General features: G+C 59.6%; 24 protein-coding genes. 7 read left to right on the forward strand and 17 right to left on the reverse strand.

Features of this window, described 5'->3' with window-relative positions; translation table 11 throughout:
- Window positions 1–50: 50 nt before the first annotated feature.
- Together QCE49_RS27785 and QCE49_RS27790 are read left to right on the forward strand one after the other, a co-directional pair.
- The gene (locus QCE49_RS27785) at window positions 51–845 is read left to right on the forward strand and encodes an AraC family transcriptional regulator (RefSeq protein WP_008353561.1); all 795 of its coding nucleotides are present in this window, start codon (window positions 51–53) and stop codon (window positions 843–845) included.
- Between the two features lie 349 nt (window positions 846–1,194).
- A complete protein-coding gene (locus QCE49_RS27790) occupies window positions 1,195–1,605 on the forward strand; it encodes a response regulator (RefSeq protein ID WP_051079069.1) in 411 nt (136 codons plus the stop codon).
- Window positions 1,606–1,651: 46 nt separating this feature from the next.
- On the opposite strand, the gene QCE49_RS27795 is transcribed toward QCE49_RS27790, so the two are convergent.
- The 3 genes from QCE49_RS27795 to QCE49_RS27805 all read right to left on the reverse strand — a co-directional run bounded on the left by QCE49_RS27795 (window position 1,652) and on the right by QCE49_RS27805 (window position 3,453).
- Window positions 1,652–1,822 (reverse strand): hypothetical protein, encoded by a 171-nt coding sequence (locus QCE49_RS27795; RefSeq protein ID WP_008353559.1) that lies wholly within the window; start codon window positions 1,820–1,822, stop codon window positions 1,652–1,654.
- A 297-nt stretch (window positions 1,823–2,119) separates the two neighbouring features.
- Window positions 2,120–3,184: a tyrosine-type recombinase/integrase gene (locus QCE49_RS27800; RefSeq protein ID WP_250459841.1), complete on the reverse strand. Its 1,065-nt coding sequence runs from the start codon at window positions 3,182–3,184 to the stop codon at window positions 2,120–2,122.
- 29 nt (window positions 3,185–3,213) lie between these two features.
- The gene (locus QCE49_RS27805; RefSeq protein WP_250459839.1) at window positions 3,214–3,453 is read right to left on the reverse strand and encodes a DUF4224 domain-containing protein; all 240 of its coding nucleotides are present in this window, start codon (window positions 3,451–3,453) and stop codon (window positions 3,214–3,216) included.
- 337 nt (window positions 3,454–3,790) lie between these two features.
- Between QCE49_RS27805 and QCE49_RS27810 the strand changes: the two genes are divergently transcribed.
- Together QCE49_RS27810 and QCE49_RS27815 are read left to right on the forward strand one after the other, a co-directional pair.
- Window positions 3,791–4,399, forward strand: a complete 609-nt coding sequence (locus QCE49_RS27810; RefSeq protein WP_309806650.1) for a DNA ligase — start codon at window positions 3,791–3,793, stop codon at window positions 4,397–4,399.
- Window positions 4,400–4,473: 74 nt separating this feature from the next.
- The gene (locus tag QCE49_RS27815; protein WP_250459836.1) at window positions 4,474–4,737 is read left to right on the forward strand and encodes a hypothetical protein; all 264 of its coding nucleotides are present in this window, start codon (window positions 4,474–4,476) and stop codon (window positions 4,735–4,737) included.
- A 50-nt stretch (window positions 4,738–4,787) separates the two neighbouring features.
- Here the strand turns inward: QCE49_RS27815 and QCE49_RS27820 are convergent, their stop codons facing one another.
- The 7 genes from QCE49_RS27820 to QCE49_RS27850 form a co-directional block, all read right to left on the reverse strand.
- The gene (locus tag QCE49_RS27820) at window positions 4,788–5,075 is read right to left on the reverse strand and encodes a DUF4031 domain-containing protein (RefSeq protein WP_250459834.1); all 288 of its coding nucleotides are present in this window, start codon (window positions 5,073–5,075) and stop codon (window positions 4,788–4,790) included.
- Entirely contained in the window at window positions 5,075–5,659 is a 585-nt protein-coding gene (locus QCE49_RS27825; RefSeq protein WP_250459832.1) for a hypothetical protein, read from the reverse strand. The genes QCE49_RS27820 and QCE49_RS27825 overlap by 1 nt, the downstream gene beginning before the upstream one ends.
- Window positions 5,656–6,465: a hypothetical protein gene (locus QCE49_RS27830; RefSeq protein ID WP_250459830.1), complete on the reverse strand. Its 810-nt coding sequence runs from the start codon at window positions 6,463–6,465 to the stop codon at window positions 5,656–5,658. Before QCE49_RS27830 ends, QCE49_RS27825 begins: the two co-directional genes overlap by 4 nt.
- Before the next feature lie 27 nt (window positions 6,466–6,492).
- Window positions 6,493–6,675, reverse strand: a complete 183-nt coding sequence (locus QCE49_RS27835) for a hypothetical protein (RefSeq protein WP_250459828.1) — start codon at window positions 6,673–6,675, stop codon at window positions 6,493–6,495.
- Entirely contained in the window at window positions 6,672–6,935 is a 264-nt protein-coding gene (locus QCE49_RS27840) for a hypothetical protein (protein ID WP_250459826.1), read from the reverse strand. Before QCE49_RS27840 ends, QCE49_RS27835 begins: the two co-directional genes overlap by 4 nt.
- Window positions 6,932–7,624 carry an HNH endonuclease signature motif containing protein gene (locus QCE49_RS27845; protein WP_309806658.1) on the reverse strand — a complete coding sequence of 231 codons (693 nt, stop codon included), beginning with the start codon at window positions 7,622–7,624 and terminating at the stop codon, window positions 6,932–6,934. Before QCE49_RS27845 ends, QCE49_RS27840 begins: the two co-directional genes overlap by 4 nt.
- Window positions 7,625–8,414: 790 nt before the next feature.
- The gene (locus QCE49_RS27850; protein ID WP_250459823.1) at window positions 8,415–8,660 is read right to left on the reverse strand and encodes a hypothetical protein; all 246 of its coding nucleotides are present in this window, start codon (window positions 8,658–8,660) and stop codon (window positions 8,415–8,417) included.
- A gap of 176 nt (window positions 8,661–8,836) precedes the next feature.
- On the opposite strand from QCE49_RS27850, the gene QCE49_RS27855 reads away from it, so the two are divergent.
- Window positions 8,837–9,055 carry a hypothetical protein gene (locus tag QCE49_RS27855; RefSeq protein WP_250459820.1) on the forward strand — a complete coding sequence of 73 codons (219 nt, stop codon included), beginning with the start codon at window positions 8,837–8,839 and terminating at the stop codon, window positions 9,053–9,055.
- Window positions 9,056–9,189: 134 nt separating this feature from the next.
- Window positions 9,190–9,486, forward strand: a complete 297-nt coding sequence (locus tag QCE49_RS27860; protein WP_250459818.1) for a hypothetical protein — start codon at window positions 9,190–9,192, stop codon at window positions 9,484–9,486.
- A gap of 80 nt (window positions 9,487–9,566) precedes the next feature.
- Here QCE49_RS27860 and QCE49_RS27865 read toward each other — a convergent pair whose 3' ends face one another.
- From QCE49_RS27865 to QCE49_RS27895, 7 genes are all read right to left on the reverse strand, one after another.
- On the reverse strand, window positions 9,567–10,400 hold the full coding sequence (locus QCE49_RS27865) for a YfdQ family protein (protein WP_250459816.1): 834 nt from the start codon (window positions 10,398–10,400) through the stop codon (window positions 9,567–9,569).
- A 45-nt stretch (window positions 10,401–10,445) separates the two neighbouring features.
- The gene (locus tag QCE49_RS27870; protein WP_250459814.1) at window positions 10,446–10,787 is read right to left on the reverse strand and encodes a hypothetical protein; all 342 of its coding nucleotides are present in this window, start codon (window positions 10,785–10,787) and stop codon (window positions 10,446–10,448) included.
- Window positions 10,788–10,901: 114 nt separating this feature from the next.
- The gene (locus QCE49_RS27875) at window positions 10,902–11,051 is read right to left on the reverse strand and encodes a hypothetical protein (protein ID WP_250459812.1); all 150 of its coding nucleotides are present in this window, start codon (window positions 11,049–11,051) and stop codon (window positions 10,902–10,904) included.
- Window positions 11,052–11,192: 141 nt separating this feature from the next.
- Window positions 11,193–11,354 (reverse strand): hypothetical protein, encoded by a 162-nt coding sequence (locus QCE49_RS27880; RefSeq protein ID WP_250459810.1) that lies wholly within the window; start codon window positions 11,352–11,354, stop codon window positions 11,193–11,195.
- A gap of 10 nt (window positions 11,355–11,364) precedes the next feature.
- Complete coding sequence (locus tag QCE49_RS27885) at window positions 11,365–11,505, reverse strand: hypothetical protein (RefSeq protein ID WP_250459808.1); 141 nt, start codon at window positions 11,503–11,505, stop codon at window positions 11,365–11,367.
- Window positions 11,506–11,791: 286 nt separating this feature from the next.
- Complete coding sequence (locus QCE49_RS27890; RefSeq protein ID WP_250459806.1) at window positions 11,792–12,490, reverse strand: hypothetical protein; 699 nt, start codon at window positions 12,488–12,490, stop codon at window positions 11,792–11,794.
- Between the two features lie 11 nt (window positions 12,491–12,501).
- Window positions 12,502–13,815, reverse strand: a complete 1,314-nt coding sequence (locus QCE49_RS27895; RefSeq protein WP_250459804.1) for an XRE family transcriptional regulator — start codon at window positions 13,813–13,815, stop codon at window positions 12,502–12,504.
- On the opposite strand from QCE49_RS27895, the gene QCE49_RS27900 reads away from it, so the two are divergent.
- On the forward strand, window positions 13,808–14,068 hold the full coding sequence (locus QCE49_RS27900; RefSeq protein WP_250459873.1) for a hypothetical protein: 261 nt from the start codon (window positions 13,808–13,810) through the stop codon (window positions 14,066–14,068). The genes QCE49_RS27895 and QCE49_RS27900 overlap by 8 nt on opposite strands.
- Window positions 14,069–14,267 lie beyond the last annotated feature (199 nt).

Here is a 14,267-nt window from a genome sequence, read left to right on the forward strand (position 1 = left end):
TCCTATAATCGGTCGCCAGAATCCACCGAGCGCAACCGACACCCGCACGCATGACGATCGCACCACCTCCGGCATCGACGCTCGCCGACATGCTCGCGCATTTCGCGCTGCTCGCGCCGGTCTTCGACGCGATGCCCGACATCGTGTTCTTCGTGAAGGATCGCGAGGCGCGCTACGCGATGGTCAATCGCACGCTCGCGCGCCGCTGCGGTCACAAGGACGACAAATCCGCGCTGCTCGGCAAGACCGCCGAGGACGTATTCCCGCGTCGCTTCGGGCGCATCTACACGGCGCAGGATCAGGCGATCATCGCGCAGGGACATCAGCTGATCGATCAGCTCGAACTGCATCTGTATCCGGGGCGCGAGCCCGGCTGGTGCATGACGTGCAAGCAGCCGCTGCACGATACGCAGGGACATATCGTCGGGCTCGCGGGCATTTCGCGGGATCTGCAAGCGGCCGAAGGCACGCATCCCGCGTACAGCCGGCTCGCGGCGGTCGTGCAGCACATTCAGGAAAATTACGTGCAGCCGCTCAACATGCGGCAGCTCGCGCAGATGGCGAACATGTCCATCGCGCAACTGGAGCGCTACTTTCACAAGGTCTTTCATCTGACGCCGCGCCAGGTGCTGTTGAAAACGCGGCTCGACGCGGCCACTGCGCTCCTCGTCTCGCAGGAGAAAGTCACCGATGTCGCCGCGCTGTGCGGGTACACCGATCACAGCGCCTTCACGCGCCAGTTCAAGGCGACGGTCGGCCTCACGCCGAGCGAATATCGCGCGCTGCTGCAGGCGGGCACGTCGAGCGCCTCGCGCCCCGATTCCATCCGCGAGACAAACGTCTGATGGGAAAACAGGGCACGGCCGATGCCGGAATTACACGATCGTGCGCGTGTGACGAGCGTTTGGGCGAGGCGGATCGGCCGGGAGGCCCGCGCGACGCGGCGCTTGCGGCGAGAGATGCAAACCGGTCCGGTTTTTGCTCTTTTAGGCACGCTGCAACCGGGCGATTTTTCGCGTCGGCGCAGTCACAAACCGCGAGGCGTTCCGCACCGGCGTACGCGCGGCATAAAAAACGGTGCGTTCGGAATTCCCGCCGCGTTCTCGTGTCAATCAGTGCGCGCTACCGCGCGCGCGGCGGAAAGAGCTGGAGACCGACGCGAGAATTCCGTTTTTGGCAGTAGAAAAGAACATCATGAACGAAGTGGCAAGACTGGGGCATATGCGGATCGTCCTCATCGAAGACGATCCCGAGAGCAGAGCGTCGCTGCAGACGTTGCTGGAAGAAGAGGGTGCCGAAGTCATCGCCGTAGCCGACGCCGAAGACGGCGCGCAAGCGGCGATCGAGCATCTTCCGGATGCGGTGATCTGCGATCTCGACCTTCCCGAGATGGACGGTTTCTACCTCGTCCAACGTTTGCGGGATCACGAAATACGCGGAAATCTGCCGCCGTCCGTGGCGATCGCGCTGACGGGGCACGGCGGCGAGGAATACCGATTACGCAGCATCGGCGAAGGCTTTCAGCATTTCATGACGAAGCCGGTGCATCCCGACGAACTCGTCACGCTGATCCAGGACGCGGCTCGGGCCCGTGTGGTGATGTAATGTGATGTGAGTCGCGCGGGCCGCCATCGACGGCGGCCCGGAACGCCTAGGACCGGTCGCGGTTGCGCGCCCGCGTCGCGCCCGTGATGACGGCGATGCCCAGCATGATGACGGCCACGATCATGATCGTGTGCTGCGAGACGTGCATCGCCACGAGCGCCCACGACACGCCGCCAATGAAAATCAGCCAGCCTACGAGATAAATGATCAGCGTCATCGACTTCTCCTTTTTCGTTGTGTGTTAGAAATCGTTGCGCGGCCTTCATCGAAGGGCCGTATGCTTTCGACGCCCGGCCGCGCATCAGTTCGCTGGATGCAAGTGGCGTACCGCGAGCGGCATCGTCGAATATGAAGAAGAGTCCAGGCATGCTGACCGTTCATCAGAAAGACAGAAGTTGTTGTCTCGCTTGATGGCTGCCGGACTCCGCAAGTTGTCTCCTAAGTAAATGCTAGAAAACTGAGCACGATGGAATGCGGCCGACAGACAAGCAATCAACAAAATATTAGGAGCAGGTCACGCGGATTTCGGGATCGAAAGCCGAACGTGACTGACTGGAATATCGAGTTTTTTGAAGTAAATGTGCGTCGTGGCCTCTCGCGTATGTCCTGCCGCAACCATCAATTCCTTCGTCTCGTATCCGGCTCGCTTCGCGTCCGTTAGCGCCTTTGCCCGGATGTCCTTAATCGTGTATCGCTTTGCCGCCAGTCCGGCCTTTTCTGCTGCTCGCGTCCAGGCGGCGAGAAGCGCTTCGGGTTTGTACGGTTCGAGTTTGCGGTTGTGAATCACGTACGCGTCGCCGATGCGCGGCTGCTGATCGATCTCGCGGATTCGGGCGAGCACGGCCTCTATTTCGGGCGTGATGGCGAAGTCGACGGTGACGCCGCTGCTGTCGGCGGTCTTGCTGGGCAGGAAGTGGATCACGCCGGCAGCCCGATCAATCTGTGACCACTTCAGCGTCCGGATTTCGGTCGAGCGCTGTGCGGTCAGGTAGCAGAGATCGACGAAGCACTGCATCATCCGGCCGTTGCGGGCGAAGATTCCTTCCTTGGTTCTGGTGTTGGCCTTCTGCTCGAAGTGCGCCAGTTGCTTTCGGATCGCCGCAAAGTGGTCGTCCGTGATGTACACGCCGCGCCTCGGAGGGGTCTTGATCTTGATGTCGCGCACCGGGTTCGTCTTCGTGTGGCGCTTTTTCACGCACCAGAAGAAAAAACCAGACAGGAAGGATCTGACGTGGTTTTGCATCGTCAGCTTGTCATCCCAGAAAGCAAGGACGTCGCTGATGTCGCCTGGCTCGATGTCGGCCACGTTCGCGTCACGCAGCGCATTGCGCGCGTAGCGGCCAGTCCGCGCCCAGGATTTCTGCGACTTCAGCGTCGGGCCTTTTTCCTCGATGTAGCGATCGATCAGCGGACCCGCGTCGCCGGTTCCCGGCGGCGCTTCGTATTTGCGGCGCTCGACCACGAGCCGAGCCAACATCGTGGTCTCGCCCTCGGCGATCTTGCAAAGCCGGACCCATTTGTTCGTGCGTGGAACGACCCAATACCAGCTTGCGCCATTCGCGTAGACGCGCGCGGGCAAGTTGGAGGGTCTTTGGCGGCGACGTGCGTTCATACGAAAGGTGAGCAGATTTTGGTTTTCCGGGTGGGCGAGCGGTCATTCCCGGCGTCCAGACCGGCGCGGCGGGCGAGCAGCGATTCGTAAAGCGCCCAAGTCATGATCGGAGCGCCATCGAACGATCGGGTGATTTCCACGCCGAAAGCCTGCATGAACCACTCGGCTTGTTTGCTATAGCGTACGCGACCGGTGATTCGCTTCAGGTCTTCCGGCGTCATTAGTCTTTCAGTCATATCGCGGCTCCAAATACGCGCGACTCACGCGCATGAACTCTTCGATGTAGTGCTGGGCTTGCTGGTCCGGGCGTTGCTGAAATGATGTCACCGTCGAAGGAGACATCCATGTGCTACGGAAACCCTCACGATCTGCTCGAACTCGTTTCGAGCGCGCTACCGCTTCGGAACGAACTAGGGCACACAGGACAAGAGGATTTCGAATACTTCTGCGCGTACACCGGGCTTCGAGAAGAGAATGTCGGCGCCGATGCGTTTGCATGGGCGAAACTCGCCTTCCTGTCAGCGTGGAGACGCTGCACCGATGCCCTTGCCGAGGATTCAATCCAGTGACCTGATGCTCGCGACGCTCGGCAAGCGTCCATTCAAGGACGCCGAGTGGATCTTCGAGCTCAAATACGACGGATACCGCTGTCTCGTGCGTAAGTCGGACGGCACGGTCGAACTCCTGAGCCGAAACGGAAATGAACTGGGAGGCTCGTTTCCGGACGTCGTTGCGGCCGTCGCGAGCATTCGGGGCACCTTCGTGCTCGACGCGGAGTTGACCGTCGACGAGCAGAATGGTCGCTCGTCGTTCGAGTGGCTGCGTCGACGCGCGGTCACCAAGACGCCGGGAGCCGTCCGCCAAGCTGCAGCCCGCCATCCCGCTCGCTTGTATTTTTTCGACGCGCTCGCGATCGGCGATGACGATCTCCGCAGCCTGCCTCTTGAGGAACGTAAGCGGTGTCTTCGGAGCGCATTCGACGACACGAAGACGATGATCTTTGCCACCGGCATAGTCGGGGAAGGTCGGTGGGTCTTTCAGCAGGCAGTTGCGCACGATCTGGAAGGTATGGTCGCCAAGAGGCTCGACGCCCCGTACAGGTCGGGACGTTCGCGCGACTGGATAAAGATCAAGAACGCCGACTACAGCCGCCGCGAGGCGCTGGGTTGGGGCAAGAGCTAGGCGCGAGACGCGCAGGAATTCTTCGATGTTTCGTGTCATGCTATGCAGCCAATCAAAAAATGGAGCGTATGACCGTGGACGACATCACAGCCAAAGACGTGCGGATAATCAGGCGCGACGGATATAACTTTGTAGCGTGTATTCGTGGCCTAGACCGGCCGGCGTTCATCACCGGCTCCGCGCTGGCCGTTTTGCGCGGCGATCTCAAAGGAGACGACATGTCCGTCTTCAACGATCGGTGGAACCGAATTGCGATCGCCGTTAATAGAAAGCATCCGATCACGCCTGCGGATCAAGAGATCTTCATCAGCAGCGATGACGTAAGCTTGGGCGATTGATTCGATAGCTCTGTGGTTGTCTACGCGCCAGCCATTGCGTTCCACGAGGCTCATGTTTCCGCAGCGGTCGCACATGCGACGATCTCCATACGTTTGCGTTTGAGGATTGCGGCAACGCCTTGGCGATCGATCTCGATTGCGCCCGCGGCAACTGCGAGCGCACGCTTCGACAGCGCAATGTCGAAGTGCTCGTGATACGTACCCGCTTTCTGAATCCACTTGCGCGCGACGCCGACTCTGTCGGCCATTGTCAGAAGCTCGGCGCTGGAATCCGCCAGCATGTGGCACATCACCATGCGGCCGTACGCGGCTTTCATGTCGTCGACGTAGACCGCCATCAGACGCCTCCCTCTTTGCTCACCACGCTCGACGCGTCGTACACGTCCTCGTACATGCTGTAGTCGTCCCAAACCGCGCCAAGGCCGCCGCATTCCGAGCAGCCGCTTCCGAGCGGACACTTCAGAAACGTGCTCTGTCGGTATCTCTGCGTCGGATGCCCGTCTTCCGTGTCATAGCAGCCCGAGCAGGACTTCCATTGACCGTCACCGTTCTGGACCACGCGCTCGACGTCTTGGAACTCGACCGGCGTATTCTTTGCATCCTTCTCCATCCCCGCGATCCGCTCGCGCAGCGCGGCGATCTCGGCGGATGGGTGTAGGTATAGAGGCTTGAATCGACTCGCCCACGGCTCAAGCGCAAAGTGTTTGTTCCAGTGCGAAGGATTTCCATACGCGTCAAGCGCTGCCACCGGCTCCGCCTGCCCCTCACTCGCGCCTGCTGCAAGACGTTCCCGCCCCTTGGTCCAGCCTAGCCACGCGCATTGCGTGCTGTCTTGGTAATACGCTCCAGCAGCGCGCTCGTACTTGAAGTTCAGGCCGAAGCCGCGCATTGCTTCTTCGAACTCTGTGCGGTCGTCCGTCATTTTCCAGACTCCTTTGCGACGGCTGCACGAACGTCGTCGAGCCAATGCCACTGGCCTTCTTCAATCGTCGCGTCGTCGATGAAAGCGAGCGCGGTGCTCAGTGCAGATTCCAGTTGCGCGATCCGCTCACTCGCCCCCGCCGCATCGGCTACCGAAGGCGCGCCGCGATTCTCTGCGCTTGGGGTGGCGTCGATAACGGCGCGCTTGAACGCTGCGATGGCGTCAGGCGAAGCGGTGACATGCACAACAATTGGCTCGGCGTAGAACTTCGTCCCCTCCGGGAAGGCGTGAGGGTTCTGCTTGAACCACGTCACTCCGTTTTCCCGCACTTCACCAATCGGCTCTGCGCTCATGCTGGCATCGGCTACCGAAGGCGCGGGAGGGGTGGCAGGTCCGCATGAAATCCAGCGGTCAATGTCAGGGTCGGTACAAACCCAAACCCGGCCGTTCATTACGCGCTTTTCGCCTTGCTTCGCCCCCGCTGTGTCGGCGATGCTCGCGGAGAGAAGTGCAGATTCGGCGCGTTCGAGGCGCTCGATCAGCGCAAGAACGTTGGCCGGGCTGGCCGCGCGGAAGTACGCTTCGGCTGCGCCATGCTCTGGGCCAATGCCGTAGAACTGCACGCCGATGGCCGTGTTGTCGTAGTTGCAGTAATCCGCTTCGATCTCGACGTCGCCTTCGCCGTGACACGTAGGGCACTGAATGTAGCCGCCTTCTAGGCGCTCGACGCTTTCGGCCGTGTCGATGTTCTGCGGCGTTGCTGCCTTCGCGGCGGCCTTCAATGCTGTGATCTGTTCGTCAGTCATGTCGGTTCTCAAAAATGGTGTCGGCGGTCAGGCGGCATCAAACGCTTCGGCCTGTCGAAGCTGCGCGGCGATGCGCAGCATCTCGTCGTGATCGCGCTTCGCCTCTTTGCAGTCGTCCCACCGGCCGAAGGTGCCGTGCGCGGCGCGGATTCCCTCTGCCTCGCGCTCGATGATTGCCGCGGCGCGGTCGAGCAGTGCGCGCGGCTTCATTTGATCTGGTGGCGACGAATTCCGGTGATGCCGCTCGGCAGTTGCGGCTGCTTCTCCTCATCGTCGGGCAGCATGAAATCCGAGCCGGTTGCGCCGGACGCCTTGATGAAATCGACCTCGACCTTCGCGCTGTCGACCAGGACGCGGGCGACGTCGGCGACGGCGCGGGCGCGCTCGACTTCCATCGGGTTCTCGCGGTTGCGCAGATCTGCGAGGGTGTCGAGCAGGTGCTGACGGACGGTGCTGATGTTGTTACTCACGACTGTTTCTCCTTCGCCTCGCGGGCAATGCGGTTGATCTGACGAGTGATCGCGCCTTTCAGTTGAACCAGCTTGGCCAGCTCGGGATCTCGCGTCACAGGATGGTTGCGCCGCGCGAGCTCGGCGCGGCTGACGAGTTCGAGCGCGTCGAGCGTGATGCGCGCGGCATCGGCAGTGCGTCGACCGGGCAGGAAGCAGACGACATGACCTGGCGGAATCGGTCCGTTCGCGGCCTCCCAGACCAAGCGGTGAACGCCGACCCAGCGCCGCGCCGGCACCGGATGATCGTCGGTCACCTTTCGTTCGAGGTAGCCGTCCTTGCTGAGGCGCTCTGATCCGATCGGCACATAGTTGTGCTGCGCTGCGCCGCTCATCGAGCCTTTCTTGAATTGCGTGCGACGGCAGTTCTCATGCGTGCCGCAGATGCCCTTGACGCCCTTGTTCCATGACTGCTGCCCCTTCTTGAACTGCGTCGCAACCATCCGCGCATCCGTGCGGCCGCGCGTGATGCGCCCGCTCAGATCCGAAGCCATGTACGCGGGCGACTTCTTCAGGCCCAGCTCGGCAGCTTTGCGATACACAGATTCGAGCGGCCGGCCAATCTCGCGCGCGAGTGCCGAGGTTTCCCTGTGGGGATAGCCGTTCGTCAACTGCGCGATTTGTTCGTCTGTCCAAAAGCGTCGCTGCATGGCGACCTCCAAATAACTGCGTTGCCAATCCTGATCTCGACGCGCATGCCGACGATCTCCGCGACCATCTCCACGAATCTCTGACAGAGCGCGTGCGTCTGCTGTGTCGTCGGCTTCCGAGCGAGCCCGATCGAATCGAGTGCGTCGAGCAGCGCGCGGAAGGTGGGGAGTAGGCGGGTCATTAGTGCGTCCAAGCGATTTAACGACGGGAATCTCATATAGCGCGTATAGTGGTCTGGCATGCCGCTCCTGGTGTGTAGGGAGCAAGCATGGAAAACCTATCGTGTATGCCATATCGCGGGTACACCATCGACGTTCGCGTTGTCACAAGCAAATCGCCATCGCTTGATGGCCAACAGGTTCGATACGCTGTCTCCTGGTCCATCCTTTCCTCTAACCCTCTCGCAACGCCTGTCATAAGCCTGCCGGAGCAACTTAATTTCCTTACGCCCGAAGCGGGATTCAAATATGCCGAACGGCAAGCGAAGAGGTTCATCGACGGTTGCGTCAACGATGGAACTGCTGATGCAGCACCAGCCTGAATCATCTTTCCGGAATTGAGCATGTCGCGACTGTTGAGAATCGGAACTCTGGAGTTCCACGTGCTGGTTGAGCCGCTGGTGGGCGGCGGATTCACATACGCTTGCGTTGAGATTGATCGAACGAGGCCGAAGGTTGATCGGATCCATTTCGAGAGCTCCCTTCGATACGAAAGTGAAGATGCTGCGTACGCTGGCGGCACGGCCTATGCTCGGAAGCAAGGGCGACGAGTGCTGAAATAGAGGGCCGCTCATTCCGTCTCTCCCTTTTCCGCCGAGAATTTGAGGTACTCCGCATAGTCCTGCCAGTAGCGCTTCATATTCGACGCGTGCTGCTTCGGCGTGCTGTCCCATTCGACGACGGCGGCGGTAACGATTGGCCAGTGATCCGGGTTCTTGCCTTCTTCGACTGACTGGGCGCGCTGCTTGGCGAGATACGCGCCCCAGTACGCATTGAACGCTGCCGCGACCTTTCCTGCTTCCTCTTTCGACGGCACTGCGACGATGTCGTCTGGGCCTTGATGTGGAGCATCCACAAGTTTTTTTTGCTCACGCTTGCCTCAATCTCGGTTTTCGACTCCTAAATTCACTCGGCTCGTCAATCTCTCGGCTTAGGCCTCTTAACAAGCGCACAATAGGTTTTCCGTTGTGCATACCTACTGCTGGAATCGCCATGACACGCTTGATCAAGATGGGAAATCATGAGTACCACGTCGTGGTACATCCGCTGCTGGCGGGCGGCTTCGCATTTACAGTCGTTGACATCGACCTGACCGGTCCTAAAGTCACCGAGGCTCGTCACGACAGTGAGATCAGATTTCCCACCGAGCAGGATGCCTATGAACGGGGTTCCGTCTACGCTCGTCGGCGCGCTAGATTGTTCAGACGGTAACTGGCACAAGGCGATTCTCGGTTCAGCCCTCTCGAATCCGCCGATCTCTCCGCATAGCAGGGGGTGATGACTGATCGAACGTTTTGCGTAAGTTTCTTGCACAGTCTGCATAACTAACCTAGGACGTTCCTTTCATGAACGAAAAACCTCAGCTCCCCGTGTTGCGCTTGGAGGGGGATCTCTTCTTCACTCAACGACTTGCCAACAAGACATATCGAATCCAAGTAACAAGCGAATGCCTCGCTGATATTTTCGGTTCTGACGGCTCGTTAGAAGCCGACATCCGAGCTTTGCAAGGCAACATTCAATTGATCGTTACAATCGCGGCACGCAAAATAATGGTCGGCACGAAATCGCCAATTAGAATTCGGTGCGCCGACTTTCGGCGCTTCGCCTCGCTAGGCGCCGATGCCGATGGTCGCTCTCGGTGAAGATCACTATGCGTTCCGCCCCGCCAATAAGCCGGCAGCCGGATTACGCGCCGGCACGCGGGGTTGGTTAAGGGAAGTGGTTACTCGGGCGTGCCGAGCAGAATCTTGGTGGACGTCTGTTCCTCGATCTGCGCCCAGATGGCCCGGAACGCGACTTCGAGCACCTTGTGCGGGCGGATCAGCTCGTACCAGATCTTCAGTACGCCATCCTTGATGCGGTATTTGATGCGTGCGTCGATCGAATACGGGGCGCCGTTCTCGAACACAGGGATGCTGAGAGTGAGCTGCGACGGCATCGCGATCTTGTTGCCGGTGGCGTTCACGTCTTCCTTCCAGACGAAGTTCGTGCTGCCGTCCTGCAGGCGAGCCGCCGACACGAAGTTGCCTTCCTTGCTGGCCTCGAAGTTCAGCGCAACGCTGAGCATCGTCGAGCCGTCCGGGCTCACGATGTCGGGCAGGTTGTCCTCGATCAACTCAGCGAGTTCGAGCTGCGACATCGGCTTACGATCTGCGCCCGTCCACGTCTTCCACTCGCGCGAGGCCGGTACCGGAAACTCGACGCGGTATCCGCGCCAATTCGCGCCGTCGTGCTCGTCACCCCCTGCACCGTAGGCGCGGTGATCGTCGATCACGCCGAGGATTCGCGCCGGGTCGAGCGACGCGTAAATCAGGCTCTCGGGGCGCTTCTGGCGATTGAAGTACTGAATGAAACTCGCCGCGTCACGCAGCTTGACGGTACCGGTCGCACGCGCGGGGCTATCGTCGCGTTCGAAGAGGTGTTCGACCCGGTAGCCTTCCGGCACGACCACGTACGGCACGCCGTCGCTCAGCGGGCTCTTCTTCGGATCTGCGAGCGAGACGCCAGCGGCGAGCAGGGCGGCGACGTCTTTCTCACCGTTGAAGTTTTCGAGCATGACTTTTCCTTGTTAGTTTTGAAGGTGAGGTGAATTGGGCGGCGATTAGCCGAACGAGACTGCGCGGCCGGTAGAGCTGCTGTCGGCGAGCGAGATGCCGGGCAGTTCGGTCTGCCGCTCGCTGTGGCGCGAGAGGTTGTTCTCGACGGTCGGGAAGAAGACTTCGGCGCTTTCCTTCTCGCGCGGCAGAGTCGCGACGACCTTCCCCGTCACCTCGAGCGCGTCCTGCACCTTGGCGAAGGGCTTCACCTCGACGGTGATCGTGATCTTTCCGGCCTTACCGGTATCGCGCACCATGGCGACGAGGGTGTTCAGTTCGTTCGTCGCTTCTTCGACGACTGCGCCGCCGCGTAACTCCATCAGCGTCTGCGTGAAAGCCTTCTTCATCCGATCCTCCGATCGTGTTGTTGTTGAGTTGGTAGCCGCCTAACGGGCGGCATCCCCATTTCACTGTTGGCCCGAAGGCCTGCGGAATGCCCGTTTATCCGCCGGGCGAGGAATTCAGTTCGTGGACGGCCAGTTGATGCGCTTCTTCTGCTGCTCAAGCTCTTCGATGCGGCGTTTTGCGCTGGCATCGGCGCCGCGCACCAGCGCGATCGCCGCAACCATCGTCACGACAAACAGAAGGACTACTATCTGATACGCGTTCATGGTGAGCCTTTACGGGATCGTGTTACGCGCAGTGGACGACTGTGCAGCGTTCGATTCGAGCGGCGCGGTAGTCGATCTCCGCACAGATGGCGAGATAAGCAGCCGCGACCAGAAATGTGATTCCCCAGATCTGCCAGAGCTTCACGCCAGCACCCCGGCGCGGAAGGCGACGCACAGGAACCACACTGCGCCGATCGCGATACCGTAGAGACCGGCAACGCCGATCGCTTTGTAGATCTTCTCGACGTCCTGCAGCCGCGTAATGTCGCGGAGCATGGCGTTGTCGTTGAGAACGCGTTCCATCTTCCTGTCCTTATCCGCCGGCCCGAACGTCAGCGACGCCGGGTGCGATGATGTTGAGTGCGTATTCACGCAGGAGATGTTCGATAAGCGCGCCGGCGCCGCCTTGTGCAAGACGCTTCAGCTCGAGTAGATCGCTTGCCAGCCAGCCCATGTGCTTTCTCCTGTCCACTTGCCGGACAGGAAGCCCTGAGTACAAGACACTGATCACTTCCCAGTGCCCTGAGATCAGGGCTCCCGGTTTATCCCCGGAGCGCTTCGTTCAGCGCATGGATGCATTAAACATCATGTTTAAACTCGTGTCAAACATTTTGTTTAACGATTTCTTATCCGTTTGAGAAAAGGAAACAGCCCGCCGGGTTGGGGCGGGCTGCTGATCTGGAATGTAGGAGACGACGAGTTGAGGCGGCTGCGAAGGCTGTATCCGTAGTGGTCGCGCTCTACCTCATGACGACAAGGTTGCCCGTGTTCATTCCGCTCTCGACGGCCCAGTCAAGGAGGGGTCTTGGCAGGTTTTCAGGATTGCCGCCATAGATGTGGAAGGTCGACCCTTCAACCATAGTTATTGCATAGCCGCGCGCGGTGTTTGTGTCGACTGCCCAAGCCGCAACGTTCGAACCGCACTCGTGAGATTTGCAACCCGAGCCGAACAGAACGGAGCCGGCGCGCTTGACCGGTGTGACGGTTTGCAGGCGCTGGGAGAACTCCGTTTTCTGTTGCTTTAGCTCAGCTGGAAACGAATCCCATACTGCAGCATCGTCGCTTGCGATGTTGCTGTATTGCCCTTCGACGTTAGCAAATCGCGCGCGGTTCAAGGAGGCAATAGCTCGCTGCCACTCGGAATCTTGGACTCTATAAATAACGTTTTTGCGGTCGGCCACGATGTCCAGTGGAATCTCTGCCGATGAGCCGTATGCGAGGACGGTTACTACGCCCTGGTACTTCGTCCCAGAGTCCTGCACAACCTTGATTGCCACGATCCGCGGCGCTGGAGCTCCCGCCGGTGTCTCGCGAGAGAGTCGAGTCTCCAACTGCGAGGACACATTCTTCGCGATGTCGTCCGTACTCTGTTGGCAGCCGGACAATGCTGCGGCGAGCCAGGTGCACATCAGCAGGTTTTTAGTGTTGTTATAAGCCATGTGGCGGTCCTTCAATCGGGGCGCCAGCTTGACGGGCGGCAGATTGCTCGAACAAAGTGCATCTTCTCGATCTCATCGCTCGAGAAGCTGATGGGTTTATGAGCATCGTTCGCCGAGCGCAAGTGAACCCGACCGGCGCGACGATAGAGAAACTCTTTCACCATGACCTGCCCAGCCTTCGACTTGACGAGCACCTCGTCACCGGCCTCGATAGCTTGGTTGGGCTCGATAACGACGAATTCGCCGTCTTTGATTCTGGGACGCATTGAGTCGCCGACGCACTTCAAGGCGTATGCGTTCGGATCCCTGGAAGGGAAGTCGACGTAGCCGTCACCGGCTCCGACGGGATATTCGAGGTCGGCCCAGTACCCGTTATCCCCAAGTTGCGCATGACCTACCACGGGGACAGCTCTCCAGTTCGTAATGGGGATAGGCTCATACTCGTCGACATATCGAACAGCGACGCCCGGCTCGCCTTTCCCTTTCGTAAGCCAAACAACGTTCACGCCGTAGGCTGTTTGCAGCGCGGCACCCTGCGCCAGTGTGATGTCTGGGCCTTCCCCGTCCAGCCATTGGCCGGCGACGGATTCGCTAACCCCCGCAACAGATGCAATTTCAGCGGTAGTTAAGCCCTTATCGAAAAGCGCTGCTCTCAGTCTACGTGGCGACCTCGCTGACGCCAAGTCGTCTGAAGAAATAACAATATCAGACTCGCTTCGATCAGATTTTCCGATCTCGGGGCGTGATCGGTCTCTTTTCGACGAATCATTCGACGGAGGAACCGGTGCGGAGCCGAGCATCGTGCCTTCGCCGGTCATGAGCCAAACAGCGCTGCACCCAAGTTTTTCTTGGGCGTCGAGCATCGCCGCTTTCGACATGCCGCGACGCTCCCAGTTGTTTACGTTCTGGGGCGCGACATTCAGAAGGCGTGCGATTTCGGTAGGCGTGGTGAGCCCGCGCAACAGCCGGGCTGCCTCGTAGAGGCGGGCGGTGGTTTCATGCATACCCCGGATGTTCTCAAAATTAAACACTTCGTTGTTCAACATAGTGTTTGCTTTTGTATTAAACGTGGTGTTTAATAACGCATGGACCGGAAAAACGACATCACTGCTGACCGACTGCTCATCGAGGAACTCGGTGGGGCTTCCAAGCTTGCCCGTCGGCTTGGTTTCGACCAGCGCGGTGGAGTTCAACGCGTCCACAACTGGAAGGAGAGAGGGATCCCGGCTGCCGTCAAGCTCGAATTCCCCGACATCTTTCTTGGTAGGCCCCGTCAGCGACTCGCAAAGTAGGTCTCTCGCGCGTTCGTTGTCTTTTGTGTTCATCAACCGTTTTTCTTTTATGGAGGAAGCAATGTCTCGTCGCGCTGAATTTCGCAACGAAGTAAAGACCCGCCTCGAAGACCCCGTCTACGAGGGAATGCAAGCATTCAAGGCTCTCTACGGCATTGACAGCGATTCCGCTGCACTTGCCCGCATCGCCAAGCTTTTTCTGTTTGGCACGGTTGGTACTTTGCCGGCGAATCTGTTGGGCGTCAGTGTCGCGTCGCCCCAAGTTGGGAGCGCAGTAAGCGCATGAATGAAGGAAAAACCGGCCTTCTCGTTGAACTTCCGATTCCTGAAGCTGGGGAGTTGGCTGCTTTGGCGGCGAGTCTGGGCGTTTCAACTCAGAAATACCTCGGGTATCACGTCCTGCGCTCTGCATACGGACCGCTGCACCCGGAAGTAGCCGCGTTTGAAGTGGCCCACATTGGGCGGCGCGGGGAATAAAACGTCAG

Source organism: Caballeronia sp. LZ008 (assembly GCF_031451435.1).
GTDB lineage: Bacteria > Pseudomonadota > Gammaproteobacteria > Burkholderiales > Burkholderiaceae > Caballeronia > Caballeronia zhejiangensis.

What these genes read in the sequence shown, in the direction of transcription:
- QCE49_RS27785 (WP_008353561.1), top strand. Translation starts at nt 51, where the DNA reads ATGACGATCGCACCACCTCCGGCATCGACGCTCGCCGACATGCTCGCG.
- QCE49_RS27790 (WP_051079069.1), top strand. Translation starts at nt 1,195, where the DNA reads ATGAACGAAGTGGCAAGACTGGGGCATATGCGGATCGTCCTCATCGAA.
- QCE49_RS27795 (WP_008353559.1), bottom strand. Translation starts at nt 1,822, where the DNA reads ATGACGCTGATCATTTATCTCGTAGGCTGGCTGATTTTCATTGGCGGC.
- QCE49_RS27805 (WP_250459839.1), bottom strand. Translation starts at nt 3,453, where the DNA reads ATGACTGAAAGACTAATGACGCCGGAAGACCTGAAGCGAATCACCGGT.
- QCE49_RS27810 (WP_309806650.1), top strand. Translation starts at nt 3,791, where the DNA reads ATGCTCGCGACGCTCGGCAAGCGTCCATTCAAGGACGCCGAGTGGATC.
- QCE49_RS27820 (WP_250459834.1), bottom strand. Translation starts at nt 5,075, where the DNA reads ATGGCGGTCTACGTCGACGACATGAAAGCCGCGTACGGCCGCATGGTG.
- QCE49_RS27825 (WP_250459832.1), bottom strand. Translation starts at nt 5,659, where the DNA reads ATGACGGACGACCGCACAGAGTTCGAAGAAGCAATGCGCGGCTTCGGC.
- QCE49_RS27830 (WP_250459830.1), bottom strand. Translation starts at nt 6,465, where the DNA reads ATGACTGACGAACAGATCACAGCATTGAAGGCCGCCGCGAAGGCAGCA.
- QCE49_RS27835 (WP_250459828.1), bottom strand. Translation starts at nt 6,675, where the DNA reads ATGAAGCCGCGCGCACTGCTCGACCGCGCCGCGGCAATCATCGAGCGC.
- QCE49_RS27845 (WP_309806658.1), bottom strand. Translation starts at nt 7,624, where the DNA reads ATGCAGCGACGCTTTTGGACAGACGAACAAATCGCGCAGTTGACGAAC.
- QCE49_RS27855 (WP_250459820.1), top strand. Translation starts at nt 8,837, where the DNA reads ATGACACGCTTGATCAAGATGGGAAATCATGAGTACCACGTCGTGGTA.
- QCE49_RS27860 (WP_250459818.1), top strand. Translation starts at nt 9,190, where the DNA reads ATGAACGAAAAACCTCAGCTCCCCGTGTTGCGCTTGGAGGGGGATCTC.
- QCE49_RS27865 (WP_250459816.1), bottom strand. Translation starts at nt 10,400, where the DNA reads ATGCTCGAAAACTTCAACGGTGAGAAAGACGTCGCCGCCCTGCTCGCC.
- QCE49_RS27870 (WP_250459814.1), bottom strand. Translation starts at nt 10,787, where the DNA reads ATGAAGAAGGCTTTCACGCAGACGCTGATGGAGTTACGCGGCGGCGCA.
- QCE49_RS27875 (WP_250459812.1), bottom strand. Translation starts at nt 11,051, where the DNA reads ATGAACGCGTATCAGATAGTAGTCCTTCTGTTTGTCGTGACGATGGTT.
- QCE49_RS27880 (WP_250459810.1), bottom strand. Translation starts at nt 11,354, where the DNA reads ATGGAACGCGTTCTCAACGACAACGCCATGCTCCGCGACATTACGCGG.
- QCE49_RS27885 (WP_250459808.1), bottom strand. Translation starts at nt 11,505, where the DNA reads ATGGGCTGGCTGGCAAGCGATCTACTCGAGCTGAAGCGTCTTGCACAA.
- QCE49_RS27890 (WP_250459806.1), bottom strand. Translation starts at nt 12,490, where the DNA reads ATGGCTTATAACAACACTAAAAACCTGCTGATGTGCACCTGGCTCGCC.
- QCE49_RS27895 (WP_250459804.1), bottom strand. Translation starts at nt 13,815, where the DNA reads ATGAACACAAAAGACAACGAACGCGCGAGAGACCTACTTTGCGAGTCG.